The 12,372-nt window shown below is 72.5% G+C and carries 11 protein-coding genes and 1 pseudogene; 6 read left to right on the forward strand and 6 right to left on the reverse strand.

Annotated features, from left to right (window positions below; translation table 11 throughout):
* Window positions 1–355, reverse strand: a 355-nt coding sequence (locus tag amrb99_RS42245) for a thiamine pyrophosphate-dependent enzyme (RefSeq protein ID WP_241756459.1), incomplete at its 3' end; no start/stop codon positions are given.
* A 165-nt stretch (window positions 356–520) separates the two neighbouring features.
* Complete coding sequence (locus tag amrb99_RS42250; protein ID WP_190867248.1) at window positions 521–2,140, reverse strand: hypothetical protein; 1,620 nt, start codon at window positions 2,138–2,140, stop codon at window positions 521–523.
* Window positions 2,141–2,259: 119 nt separating this feature from the next.
* Between amrb99_RS42250 and purS the strand changes: the two are divergent.
* The 6 genes and pseudogenes from purS to amrb99_RS42280 all read left to right on the forward strand — a co-directional run.
* A pseudogene (purS, locus tag amrb99_RS51965) lies at window positions 2,260–2,496 on the forward strand (phosphoribosylformylglycinamidine synthase subunit PurS); the annotation flags it as partial.
* Between the two features lie 251 nt (window positions 2,497–2,747).
* Window positions 2,748–3,188, forward strand: a complete 441-nt coding sequence (locus amrb99_RS42260; protein WP_194737662.1) for an ATP-binding protein — start codon at window positions 2,748–2,750, stop codon at window positions 3,186–3,188.
* Between the two features lie 101 nt (window positions 3,189–3,289).
* Window positions 3,290–3,970 (forward strand): phosphoribosylformylglycinamidine synthase subunit PurQ, encoded by a 681-nt coding sequence (purQ, locus tag amrb99_RS42265; RefSeq protein WP_173097141.1) that lies wholly within the window; start codon window positions 3,290–3,292, stop codon window positions 3,968–3,970.
* Complete coding sequence (purL, locus tag amrb99_RS53525) at window positions 3,967–7,359, forward strand: phosphoribosylformylglycinamidine synthase subunit PurL (protein WP_347257093.1); 3,393 nt, start codon at window positions 3,967–3,969, stop codon at window positions 7,357–7,359. The genes purQ and purL overlap by 4 nt, the downstream gene beginning before the upstream one ends.
* A gap of 59 nt (window positions 7,360–7,418) precedes the next feature.
* Window positions 7,419–7,937 carry a GNAT family N-acetyltransferase gene (locus tag amrb99_RS42275; protein WP_190867254.1) on the forward strand — a complete coding sequence of 173 codons (519 nt, stop codon included), beginning with the start codon at window positions 7,419–7,421 and terminating at the stop codon, window positions 7,935–7,937.
* Complete coding sequence (locus amrb99_RS42280; RefSeq protein ID WP_190867256.1) at window positions 7,934–8,428, forward strand: GNAT family N-acetyltransferase; 495 nt, start codon at window positions 7,934–7,936, stop codon at window positions 8,426–8,428. Before amrb99_RS42275 ends, amrb99_RS42280 begins: the two co-directional genes overlap by 4 nt.
* Window positions 8,429–8,440: 12 nt before the next feature.
* Here amrb99_RS42280 and amrb99_RS42285 read toward each other — a convergent pair whose 3' ends face one another.
* The 4 genes from amrb99_RS42285 to amrb99_RS42300 all read right to left on the reverse strand — a co-directional run bounded on the left by amrb99_RS42285 (window position 8,441) and on the right by amrb99_RS42300 (window position 12,172).
* Window positions 8,441–8,797 (reverse strand): hypothetical protein, encoded by a 357-nt coding sequence (locus amrb99_RS42285; RefSeq protein ID WP_190867258.1) that lies wholly within the window; start codon window positions 8,795–8,797, stop codon window positions 8,441–8,443.
* 240 nt (window positions 8,798–9,037) lie between these two features.
* The gene (locus amrb99_RS42290) at window positions 9,038–9,850 is read right to left on the reverse strand and encodes a class I SAM-dependent methyltransferase (RefSeq protein ID WP_190867260.1); all 813 of its coding nucleotides are present in this window, start codon (window positions 9,848–9,850) and stop codon (window positions 9,038–9,040) included.
* A gap of 29 nt (window positions 9,851–9,879) precedes the next feature.
* Complete coding sequence (locus amrb99_RS42295; RefSeq protein ID WP_190867262.1) at window positions 9,880–10,839, reverse strand: hypothetical protein; 960 nt, start codon at window positions 10,837–10,839, stop codon at window positions 9,880–9,882.
* A 166-nt stretch (window positions 10,840–11,005) separates the two neighbouring features.
* Complete coding sequence (locus tag amrb99_RS42300) at window positions 11,006–12,172, reverse strand: S8 family peptidase (RefSeq protein ID WP_190867265.1); 1,167 nt, start codon at window positions 12,170–12,172, stop codon at window positions 11,006–11,008.
* Window positions 12,173–12,372: the final 200 nt, after the last annotated feature.

Below are 12,372 nucleotides of genomic sequence, written 5' to 3' on the forward strand. Positions count from 1 at the left end.
CGAGGAGGTTCAGCGGCGGGACGTCCCGGCACCACGCGACGCCGTGCTCGCGGTAGGTGGGGAAGACCATGTCGTGCTCGGACAGCGCGCGTCCCGAGCCGATCTGCGCGGCCTCCTGGCCGAGCAGCGACGCCCAGAGGCCGAGCTCGCCCTGCCGGGTCAGCGCCACGGCCTCCCGGTCGATCCGGCGGACGATCACCAGGTCGCGGTAGAGCCCGCGGACCTCGCCGGGGCTCAGGTCCAGCGGGTAGTCGGGATGCTCGACGCGCTCCCCCTCGGGGGTCAGCAGCCTGATGAGCTCGGGTTCGGCGAGCTCGGAGGCGCCTGGCGCGCCGCGCACGGAGTCGATCGTCATTGATGGCACTCCTCGTTCGGGGCCGGTACGCGGGATCGCCGCACAGCCGGCCGATGTCAGCGGCCCCGTCCCCGGTAAGGGACAAAACCCACCAAAGACATCGTGGCAGACATCACACCCGGAGATGCAAGTGCCGCCCTCCATCTCCTACCCCGGTTGCGCGCGTCACTCCCGGGACAGGGCGCGGGTCGCGCCCGCCGCGACCGTCAGGCCGAGGACCAGCCCGGCCGCCACGATGAGGTTGGCGACCCACTGGTAGATCCCGCTCGGCGCGAACTCGACCTCCTGGCCGAGGCTGCCGATGGGCAGCAGCAGGTCGAGCGTGTAGAAGAACGCGTTGAAGTGCGGCTTGTGGCCGGTGTCCAGGACGTCCGGCCGGTGGATGGAGAAGACGATCGTCCCGAACGCCAGCAGCCCCACCAGCCAGCTCGCCGCCCGGAACGGCCGGTACCCGTAGCCGACCAGGACGTCCTGCAGGAAGCCGACGACCTTCAGCGGGATGCCCTGCGTGCGGCGCCGGTCGCGGGCCTTGGCGAGCAGGACCGAGCGCCCGTCGGCGTCCAGGCCCAGGGACCGGTAGGTCGCGGCGAGCCGCTCGTACGGCTGCGGAGCGTAGCCGTCGGTGTCGCGGCGCAGCCACGCCAGCCGCTCGCGCGCGGTCATCGGCGGTTCGAGCGTCTCGTACTGCAGGCCGTCGAGTTGGAGCCGGTCCGGCCAGGTCGCCGCGTCGTCCCGCAGCAGGTTGATCCGCGCGTACGACAGGTCGGTGATCCCGGCGATCTTGTCCGCCGGGCGCAGCAGCAGCTCCTCCGCCTGGACGCGCTGCAGGCTCAGCGCCGTCCCCTGCTCGTGCCGCAGGTGCGCGCCGCGCAGGCTGAGCTGCCCGGTGACGTGCGCCCCGGAGAAGCTGACCGAGCCGTGCGCGGTGAACCCGTCCGAGCAGTACACGTCGGTCTCGACGGTGAGGTCGTCGGCGTTCAGCGCGGTCCGCTCGGGCGCCGACAGGTGCGCGCCGACGAACGACAGGTAGCCGCCGACGCGGGCGCCGCGCAGCCGGACCTCGCCCTCCGCGACGAACCCGCCGTCGCAGAACACGTTCGCCGCCACGTCCAGCCGGCTCGCGTACAGCGCGGCGCCGGACGGGTTGTGCAGCCGCGCCTTCCGGAAGATCAGCTGGCCGCCGACCCGCGCGCCGGGCAGCCGGACCTCGCCGTTCGCCGCGAACCCCTGGTCGCAGTAGACATTCGCCTCCACCGTCAGCCGGTCGGCGAGCAGCGCGTCCCCGCCCGGGTTGGACAGCTGGACGCCCGACATGTTCAGGATGCCGGTGATGTTCGCCCCGTCCAGCCAGAGCCCGCCGGAGATCCGGCTGCCCTCCAGCCACAGGTGGCCGTCCACCCGGGTGCCGGACGCGACCAGCCCCGGCAGCCGGCACCCCATCAGGTGGACGCTGTTCATGCTCGCCCAGTACAGGTGCGGCGCCTCGTCGAACGAGCAGCCGGTCAGCGCCAGCGGCACGCGCACCTCGGCGTGCCCGAGGTTCAGCGAGCCGGTGATCCGGGCGCCGCTCAGCCGGACGGCCGCGACCCGTCCCGGCTCGGGCTCCACCGCGCCGACCAGCAGCGCGACCAGCACCTCGGCCCGGACCATCCGGTCATGTCCCCAGTGCGTCGCGTACCCGGGATCGTCGTGCGCCGGGTCGCCGGTCGACAGGTCCACGGGTTCGCCGCTCGGGAACGCCTCCCACAGGCGGCGCTCCGACGGGGTGAGGTCCTCGATGTTCATCGGACGGCTCCGGTGATGCGGGCGGGGTGCGGACAAGGGGGATGCGTGGGTCGCGAGTGCCAATGGTGCCGTACGCTTCAGGTCCGTAAGCAAAAGCGCAGATCAGTGAGGGGGCGACCGTGGCGCGTGTCGTCGTCGACGTCATGCTCAAGCCGGAGATCCTCGACCCGCAGGGCCAGGCGATAGCCCGGAAGCTGCCGCAGATGGGGTTCGACGGCGTCGTGGCCGTCCGGCAGGGCAAGCGGTTCGAGGTCGAGCTGGAGGGACCGGCCGACGAGGCCGCGCTGGAGCGGGTCCGCCGGATCGCCGAGACCCTGCTCGCCAACCCGGTGATCGAGAACTTCGAGGTGCGGGTCCTGCAGCCCGAAGGGCTCGAACCCGAGGCTCCGGAGGGCCTTTCCGAGGGCTCGCAAGCGGAGGCGCCGCCGGCCGACGAGCAGCCGGCCCCGCCCGAGGGCCTCCCGGGCGAAGCGAAAGACCCGACAGTATAGCGGTTACGAAAGATTCCGTCGGGGAAGTTCTACCTGCGTCGAGTCGTCGAGCACGCTCCGGGACCGGGGGCCCTGCCGGGACGCCCGGGGCATGACACGAGGTGTCCGGGGTGGATATGGAGTTCGCGCTCGCGCTGCCGCGCGAGGCGCCGAGCATTCCGGTGGTACGCCGGGTGGTGGGGGACGCGCTGCGGGGGCTGGGCGTCGCCGAGGACTGCGTCGCCGACATCCTGGTCGCCGCCTCCGAGGCGTGCACCAACGCGGTCCAGCACGCCCGCGCCACCGGGGACTACCGCGTCGCCGGGCGCGTCGACGACGGCACCTGCTCGCTGGAGATCGAGGACGGCGGCCACGGGCCGCGGCCCGTCCCGGCGGACCGGGGGGTTTTGAGCGAATCCGGGCGCGGGATTAAAATCATGCGGGCGCTGGTGGACGATCTGGACATCGACCGCACGCCCGACAGGGGCACCATCGTTCACCTGCGGAAGCGCCTGACCTGGCGGGACGGGGCGCTGGTGGGCGGCCTCGACCGCCGGCTCATGCACACGGCCGGGTAGATTGGTACGCGCGCGGGGGGAATGTGCGACGCGCGCAGCGGTGATCGGCGGATGAGATCCCGACCGTCCCGGCCGCACCTCATTTCGGAGGAACAGAACAGATGGACGCTGCCCGGGTGGGGGTCATCACCTTCCCTGGTTCCCTGGACGACAAGGACGCCGCGCGCGCCGTGCGGCTGGCCGGCGCCGAGCCGGTCGCCCTCTGGCACGCCGACCACGACCTGCAGGGGGTCGACGCGGTCGTGCTGCCCGGCGGGTTCTCCTACGGGGACTACCTGCGGGCCGGCGCGATCGCCCGGTTCGCGCCGCTGATGACCGAACTGGTCGCGGCCGCCAAGGCCGGCCTGCCGGTCCTCGGCATCTGCAACGGCTTCCAGGTGCTCTGCGAGTCGCACCTGCTCCCGGGCGCCCTGCTGCCCAACGCGGGGCTGCACTTCGTCTGCCGCGACCAGCGGCTGCGCGTCGAGAACGCCGGCACCGCCTGGACCTCGGAGTACACCGAGGGCCAGGAGCTGGTGATCCCGGTCAAGAACGCGGACGGCCGCTACACCGCCGACCGCGAGACCCTGGCCGAGCTGGCCGACTCCGGCCGGATCGTCGCCCGCTACCTCGACCTGAACCCCAACGGCTCCCTCGACGACATCGCCGGGATCTGCAACGAGGCCGGCAACGTGGTCGGGCTCATGCCGCATCCCGAGCACGCCGCGGAGTCGCTGACCGGCCCGTCCACCGACGGGCTCGGCTTCTTCACCTCGATCGTCAAGAGACTGGTCAACGCATGAGCGAGCAACGGCCCAACGCTTCCGGCCGCGCGGCGCGCGACGCCGCGCACGACGAGCCGTCGCTGGACTGGCTGGACGAGCTGAAGTCCGACGCCGACGACCCCGAGCTGCAGCCCGTCGACCCGTCGGTGACGCAGGCCTTCGAGGCCATCCTGGAGGAGGACCGGACCAACTCGGCCGCCGCGTCGCCCACGCCGCAGGGACCGCCTGCTCCGCCCGCCCCGCCCGCGCCGCAGGGATCGCCCACGCCGCAGGGACCGCCCGCACCGCCGGCTCCGCCCGCGCCGCAGGGGCCGTTCACCGGGCCGCTGCCCGTGCTGAACGACGACCCGGCCGCGACGGGACGCACCATGCCCGACACGGGCGTCCCCTCGGACGACTTCGCGCGCGCGCTGGCCGAGGAGGGCGTCGCCGTCCCCCTCCCGCCGCACGCCGACCCCACGCTCACCACCCCCGACCTGAGCGAGTACGCCGCGTTCCCGCCGCCCCCGCCCGCCGCGCCGCAGCGCGTCGCCGGCCCCGGGACCGGCACGGGCCCGCAGCCCGCCGTCGGCTCCGGTACGGGCCCGCAGCCCGCCGTCGGCCCCCAGGGCCAGTCCGGCCCCTGGGCGAGCCCCGGCGCGAGCCCGCAGGCCGTCCCCGGTCCCGCGACGGGCCCGCTGCCCGCCGTGAACCCGAACACCGGCCCGCTGCCGCCCGTCGGCCCGGCGACCGGCCCGCAGCCAGCCGTCGGCTCCGGGACGGGCCCGCAGCCCGCCGTGGGGCCGAACACCGGCCGGTTCCCGGCCGTCGGCCCGGCCGGCACCGGCTCGTTCCCGGCCGTCGGCCCGTCCACGACCGGCCCGTTCCCGGCCGTCGGCACCGGCACGGGCCCGCTGCCGCCCGTCGGCCCCGCGACCGGTCCGCTGCCCGCGATCGGTTCGGGCACCGGCCCGCAGCCCGCCGTGGGCTCGAACACCGGCCCGCAGCCCGCCATCGGCGGCCCGAACACGGGCCCGCAGCCCGCGGTCGGCGGCCCCGGCACCGGGCCCCAGCACGCCGTCGGGTCCGGGACGGGCCCGCAGCCCGCCATCGGCGGCGGCGCCCGGCTCGCGATCGAGTCGTCCGTCAAGGCCGACCCCGGCACCGACACCGTCGCCATCGCCGCCGCCTCGCCGGACCGCCCGCAGCCGTACGTCGAGCTGGGCATGAACGACGAGGAGTACCAGCGCGTCCGGCACATCCTCGGCCGCCGCCCCACCTCCGCCGAGCTGGCGATCTACTCGGTGATGTGGAGCGAGCACTGCTCCTACAAGAGCTCCAAGGTCCACCTGCGGCAGTTCGGCGACAAGGCCCCCAAGACCGACAAGCTGCTCGTCGGCATGGGGGAGAACGCCGGCGTCGTCGACATCGGCCAGGGCTGGGCGGTCACCTTCAAGGTCGAGTCGCACAACCACCCGTCCTACGTCGAGCCGTACCAGGGCGCCGCGACCGGCGTCGGCGGCATCGTCCGCGACATCATGTCGATGGGCGCCCGTCCGATCGCCGTCATGGACTCCCTGCGCTTCGGCCCGGCCGACGCCCCCGACACCCAGCGGGTGCTGCCCGGCGTCGTCGCCGGCGTCGGCGGCTACGGCAACTCCCTCGGCCTGCCCAACATCGGCGGCGAGACCGTCTTCGACGCCTGCTACGAGGGCAACCCGCTGGTCAACGCCCTGTGCGTGGGCGTGATGAAGCACGAGGACATCAAGCGCGCCGTGGCCCCCGGCCCCGGCAACAAGGTGATCCTCTTCGGCGCCCTCACCGGCCCGGACGGCATCGGCGGCGCGTCCGTCCTGGCGTCCGCGACCTTCGACGAGGAGTCGCACGCCAAGCGGCCGTCGGTCCAGGTCGGCGACCCGTTCATGGAGAAGCTGCTCATCGAGTGCTGCCTGGAGCTGTTCCGCGAGGACCTCGTGGTCGGCATCCAGGACCTCGGCGCCGCCGGCGTCTCCTGCGCGACGACGGAGCTGGCCGCCGCCGGCACCGGCGGCATGTACGTCGACCTCGACGCCGTCCCGCTGCGCGACGCGACCCTGCGCCCTGAGGAGATCCTCATGAGCGAGTCGCAGGAGCGCATGATGGCGGTCGTGTCGCCCGACAAGGTCGACCGCTTCATGGAGATCTGCCGCCGCTGGGAGATCCCCGCCACCGTCATCGGCCAGGTCACCGACACCCGCCGCCTCGTCATGACGTGGCGCGGCGAGACGATCGTCGACATCCCGCCGGTCACCGCCGCCGACGAGGGCCCGGTCTACGAGCGGCCGTTCGAGCCCCCGAAGGACCTCGGCGCCCTCCAGTCCGACACCCCGGGCCGGCTGACCCGCCCGTCCAACGGCGACGAGCTGCGCCGCACCGTGCTGTGGCTCGCGGGCTCGCCGAACCTGGCGAGCAAGACATGGGTGACCTCGCAGTACGACCGGTACGTGCTGGGCAACACCGTCCTCGCCATGCCGGACAACGCGGGCGTCGTCCGGATCGACGACGAGTCGGGCCTCGGCATCGCGCTGTCCCTGGACGGCAACGGCCGCTACACCCGGCTCGACCCGTACTCGGGCGCGCAGCTCGCGCTGTCCGAGGCGTACCGCAACGTGGCCGCCACCGGCGCCCGCCCCCTCGCCGTGACGAACTGCCTGAACTTCGGCTCCCCCGAGGACCCGGGCGTCATGTGGCAGTTCGCCCGCGCCGTCGAGGGCCTCGCCGACGCCTGCCAGTACCTCGGCATCCCGGTGACCGGCGGCAACGTCAGCTTCTACAACCAGACCGGCACCACGCCGATCAACCCGACCCCGGTCATCGGCGTCCTCGGCGTCCACGACGACGTCCGCCGCCGCGTGAACATGGCGCTCACCTCCGACGGCGCCACGATCGCGCTGCTCGGCGAGACCCGCGAGGAGTTCGGCGGCTCCGAATGGGCGCACGTCGTCTACAACCACCTCGGCGGCCTGCCGCCGCTGGTGGACCTGAAGGCGGAGGCGGCCCTCGCCTCGGTCATGGTCACCGCGATCCGCGAGGGCCTCCTGACGGCCGCCCACGACCTGTCGGACGGCGGCCTGTCGCAGACCCTGGTGGAGTCGTGCCTGCGCGGCGGCCTCGGCGCCCGGATCACCCTGCCCGGCGACCCGTTCGTCACGCTGTTCAGCGAGTCGGTGGCCCGCGCCATGGTCGCGGTCCGTCCCGGCGGCGAGGCCCGCCTGGCGGCCCTCTGCGAGTCGGCGGGCGTCCCGGTCACCCAGATCGGCGTCGCCGGCGGCGACACGCTGACCGTCGCCGGCCGCGGCCCGGAGGGCGACCAGCAGGAGCTGTTCTCCATCCCCCTCGCCGAACTCCGCGAGGCCAACGAGCGCATGCTCCCCAGCTACGCGAACTGACCCGCACGACCACAGAAGGGCGCCCCACCGGGGCGCCCTTCTCGTTTTCCATTGGACGCATGCCCCCTGCGATCCGCACCGCCACCGAGGCCGACGCCCCCGCGATCGCGCGCCTGCACCTGGCCTCGTACCGTGCCGCCTACCGCGGCCTTCTCCCGGACGGTTTCCTCGCCGCCTTCGATATGGCCGAACGCGAGCACCGCTGGCTGGAAAGGCTCCGCGACCCGTCCCGCGCCACGTTCGTCACCGCGCCCGCCATAGTCGCCTTCGCCGAAATCGGGCCCTCCCACGACGACCCTCGCACGGGCGAACTGCTGGCCCTGCACGTGGCCGAGTCGCATTGGCGGCAAGGAATCGGCGGCGCCCTCCACGCCCGCGCCCTCAACGCCCTTTCCGGCCTCGGCCACGAAAGCGCCGTCCTCTGGGTCCTCGACGGCAATCAGCGCGCCTGCGCCTTCTACGAGGCCGCCGGCTGGGCCTTCACCGGCGAGACCCGCCACCGGAACGTCCGCGGCACACTCGTCGACGAACTCCGCTACCGCCGCGAGTTGCGCCCGCACCGTAGCCTGCCGGTGTGAAGGAGATCGTGACGTACGTCGAGATGACCGACCGCGCGCAGCTGGTCGCGGCCGCCCCCGTCCCCGGCCTGGCCCTGGCGCCCCTGGACCGGACCTCGCCCCTCGTCCCGGACATCCTCGCCCGCGTCGGCGCCCCGTACGGCTGGAAAAGCTCCCGCCGCACCCCCGAGGAATGGCGGGCCTGGTTCGACGAGAACCCCCGCCGGACGTTCGGCCTGCTGTTCTTCACCGGCGAGCACGCCGGAATCGTCGCCTACGACCCCCAAGACCACGAGGTCGAGATCAAGAGCTTCGGCCTGCTCCCCGATTTCGTCGGCAAGGGCCTCGGCGGCTATGCGCTGACCCTGGGAATCCAGCACGCCTGGGAACTGTCACCGACGGCTGCCCGGGTCTGGCTCCACACCTCTTCCTTCGACCATCCCAACGCCCTCCCGAACTACCACCGCCGAGGCTTCCGCACCTTCAAAACCGAAGAGACCACCCGCTCCTGAACCATTCGCCCTTCATCTCGAATGTGCGGTGCGAAGCTCTTCGCGTTCCCGCAGGTAGTCCGGGTCGTCCTCAAGCACGCGAGGGGTCTCCTCACCGTCCACCCACTCGACGACCGGCAGGACGAGGTGCGCCAGGACGCCCTCCATCTCGAGCACCGCCGACCAGGCCCCGTTCACGGGGTCCGCGCCGAGAACGAACGCGCCGTCGCTGTCGAGGACGAAGGCGCCGAGCACGGGCCGGGCGGTCTCGCGCATCACCTCGATGAGCACCGTCCGCCAGTCGAGGTCCTGGTCGTGGCGGAACTGGACGCCTTGCCAGCCGTCACCGTGGTCCCAGGAGGCCATGCCGAGGGCGGCCCAGGAAGACAACGCGTCCAGCGTCTCGGCGCGCCGTTGGGACCGTAGAAAGGCGACCGTGCCCCAGAACCCCATCCCGGACGCTCAGAAGACCGGGTTCTGCGCCGCGCAAGACCGCGACCAGCGAAGACACCCCGCACACACATTCACCTGGGTGCCCGCCCTCGGCGGACGCGTCGCGATGCGCAGCCCGAGCGCGCCGTCCCTTGGTTCAGAACAGCTCAATTCGGCAGCGTCGGGTCTTGCGGCTGCTCATGCTTCGGGGGTTCCGGTGGCGAGCAGTGCCCGGTGCGGCAGGGCGAGGCGGCCGTCCGGACCGGTGAACTCCGCGCTGAGAAGGTCGAACCGCCGTTTGATCTCCGCTCTGATCTCGGGCGGCTGGGTGGCGACGAGGTGGCCGATGAAGCCGACACCCGACGCCGCGCCATGCCACCACTCCTGTGCGGAGGTCCGGTGGTCCCAGGCGATGGTCCGGCAGGAAGGACGGGCAATCCCGGCGGCTCGCATCAGGTCCGCGAGCCCCTGCTCGGTCCGCGGGAAATCGGTCTCGGAGTCCAGGACCGCCCGGTGGGTGGGGCGGTGCACACCGGCGGCCTCGATCGCTCGTCCCAGCAGGGCCCGTCCTTCTCCGCCCGGCACGGCCCACATCGTCACCGCGATCCGGCCGCCCGGCCGCGTCACCCGGCCGAGCTCGGCCAGCGAGCGCCGCGGCCGGCCCACGTGGTCCAGTACGAAGTTGGCGGTCACCACGTCGAAGGCATCGTCGGCGAACGGAAGGACGGGCAGCTCGGCGACGCCGACCTCGGCCAGCGGGACGGTCTTCGCGGCGACCTCCGCCATCCCCGGGTCGGCGTCGACGGCGGTGACCCGGGCGCCCCTCGCGCACGCCCCCGCGGCGACGTTCCCCGATCCGGTGCCCACATCCAGCAGACGGACGTCGGGACCTACTCCGGCGGCGTCCAGCAGATCTTCGATCGGGTACGCGCACACCGCGGCGAAGGACTCCGCGTACGCGACCGCCCGCCCCGACCAGATCGAACTCGCACTCTCCCCCAAGTCGGTCACCGCACCACCCTAGTCAGAGCGCGATGCGGCTAGAAGACCGAGATGTGGACGTGGTCGTAGTGGTTGGCGGTTACGCCGCCGCGGTTCTCCATCGTGCGCCAGCCGGGGCTGCGGAGGTCGTAGATGCGCTGGCGCCAGATGATGTACTTGATGCCCAGGGCGCTCGCGTGGGCGATGGCGTAGGCGGCGGTGGCGTCGCCGTGGGCCTTGGCGGCGCCGGTGGCCATGACGCCGCCGGTGGTGATCATGAAGTCGCAGGCGTGGCCGGTGCCGTGGTCCTGCGGGTCGCCGGTGGTGCGGACGCAGCCGATCGTGGGGAAGGGGCCCTCTTCCTGGTCGATGACGTTCTTGACGTTCAGCATGCGCGGGGTGACGCCGCCCATGCCGACGCTCGGTGACTGCGGCTTGTACTTCTTGACCAGTGCCTCGACGCGCTTCTTCTGGCCCAGCAGGTCCTTGATCTCCTTCTGCAGCTCGGTGATCTTCTGCTGGGCCTGGGCGTGCGCCTTGGCCTGCTCGTCGACGAGCTTGCCGATCTGCGCGACCTTCGCCGTCTTGTTCTGCGCGAGGTGCTCGATGAGGGTGTAGCCGCTCAGCATGTCGGACGGGTTGCCCGCGGCGAGCATGGAGATGGTGGGGCCCTGGCCGTCCGTCATGTACTGGGTGGCGGCCATCTGGGCGACGAGGGAGCGGGCGTCGTTGAGGTCGCCCTGCAGGCTCTCGGACTTCTGAAGCGCCTTCTTCGCGGCGTACTGGGCGTCCCTCAGCTTGGCGAGGTCGCCGCCGTAGGCCTTGTCGAGCTTGGCGATCTGGGCGTTCATCTTGGCGAACCTGCCGCTGTCGCCGGGGTCGGACGGCAGGGCGGCGGGGGTGCGCGGCGCGGCGGCGGAGGAGGGGGCGGCGGTGCCGGCCAGCGGCAGGGCGACGGCGACGAGGGCCAGGGCCGCGCGCCGGGTTCGTCTCCGGAGGGTGGAGGTGGGGGACTCCACGTCTTCTCCTCTCCGGCCGGACCCGGGGGCGCCCGGCCGAATGCCAATGGACGGCGAGGGGGCCGTCCTTGTCCTCGCCAAGGGTAAACGGCTGTGACGGGTGGGACGGTTCAACACCCAAGAAGCCCGGCCCCCCGTGGGGGAGCCGGGCCATCCTACGGGAGGGTCAGAGGTTGCTCTTGTAGAGCAGCCGGTTGGCCTGGCTGCGCATGCGCCCGAGGACGTTCTTGGTGGAGTTGTCGTTCAGCCACTTCTGCACCGTGGGGAAGGTCGCCTTGGGGTGCGTCTGCAGGTAGAGGGCGGCGGTGCCGGCGACGAACGGCGAGGCCATGGACGTGCCGCTCTCCAGGCCGGTCGTGTTGCCGGGCAGCGTCGACCGGATGTCGTAGCCGGGGGCGTTGATGTCCACGCACTTGCCCCAGTTGGAGAAGGTGGCGCGGTTGTCGTAGGACGTGGTGGCGCCGACGGCCATGACCCAGCCCGCGCCGGACGGCGAGGACTTGCACGCGTCGGCGTTCTCGTTGCCCGCCGCGACGGAGACGAACACGCCGGACCGGGACAGGTTCTCCACGGCGGTGTTCAGAGCGGCGGACTTGGGCGCGCCGATCGAGATGTTCGCGACGGCCGGCTTGGCGGCGTGGGTGCGCAGCCACTGCGCGGCGGACACGAGGTCGGACACGTAGCCCGTGCCGTCGCAGTCGAGGACGCGGAGCGCGCGCAGCTTGACGCCCTTGGCGACGCCGTAGGTGCTCGAGCCGATGATGCCGGCGACGTGGGTGCCGTGGCCGTTGCAGTCGGCGCCGTTGCCGTTGTAGGTGGGAGCGACCCACGCGATGGCGGCGCGGCCGCCGAACTGCGAGTGGGTGACGTCGAGGCCGGAGTCGATGACGTAGGCGGTGACGTCCTTGGCCAGCGTGGTGTAGTGGTAGCTCTTCGACAGCGGCCGCTTGCGCTGGTCGATGCGGTCGAGGCCCCAGGGCGCGGAGCCCTGCGTCCCCTGGGCCTTCATGACCTGGTCCTGCTCGATGGCGGCGACGCGGCTGTCATGGCGAAGCTTGTCGAGCTGCGCGCCGGTCAGCTTCGCGGCGAAGCCGTTGAGGACGCCGTCGAAGCGCTGCGCGCCGGTGGCCTTCACCTTGTTGACGGCCGACTCGGCGGACGCGCCCTTCTTCAGGGTGACGATGTAGCGGCCGGGCACGGGGGTGCCCTCGGCGGCGGTCACCTTGACGAGGGAGGGGGAAGAGGAGTCCGCGAGGACGGGGAAGGCCGCCGCGCCGCCGACGCACGCCGCGACGACGCCGGCCAACAGGAGCCTCCGGTGGACAGCCCGCAAGGCTTGTCTCCTTCTGCCGGGGGGCCGCGCTCTCGGCGGCCCGTCAGAAGATCGAGGATTCGATCGAGGGGAAACCCTAGCGGAACTACTCAGATAAAGACCGCAAAAGCGGACGGGTCGGACGGGCTGCGCGGCGGCCGGAGTCGGCCGTCAACCGGAAGGCCGCGTCAGGAGACGGTTCCGATCCGGTCGCGCGCCCG

Origin of the sequence: Actinomadura sp. RB99, assembly GCF_014706005.1 — a bacterium.
GTDB lineage: Bacteria > Actinomycetota > Actinomycetes > Streptosporangiales > Streptosporangiaceae > Spirillospora.

Coding starts and splice junctions, on each gene's coding strand:
- amrb99_RS42275 (WP_190867254.1), top strand. CDS start 7,419: ATGCCCCCTGCGATCCGCACCGCCACCGAGGCCGACGCCCCCGCGATC.
- amrb99_RS42250 (WP_190867248.1), bottom strand. CDS start 2,140: ATGAACATCGAGGACCTCACCCCGTCGGAGCGCCGCCTGTGGGAGGCG.
- amrb99_RS42260 (WP_194737662.1), top strand. CDS start 2,748: ATGGAGTTCGCGCTCGCGCTGCCGCGCGAGGCGCCGAGCATTCCGGTG.
- purL (WP_347257093.1), top strand. CDS start 3,967: ATGAGCGAGCAACGGCCCAACGCTTCCGGCCGCGCGGCGCGCGACGCC.
- purQ (WP_173097141.1), top strand. CDS start 3,290: ATGGACGCTGCCCGGGTGGGGGTCATCACCTTCCCTGGTTCCCTGGAC.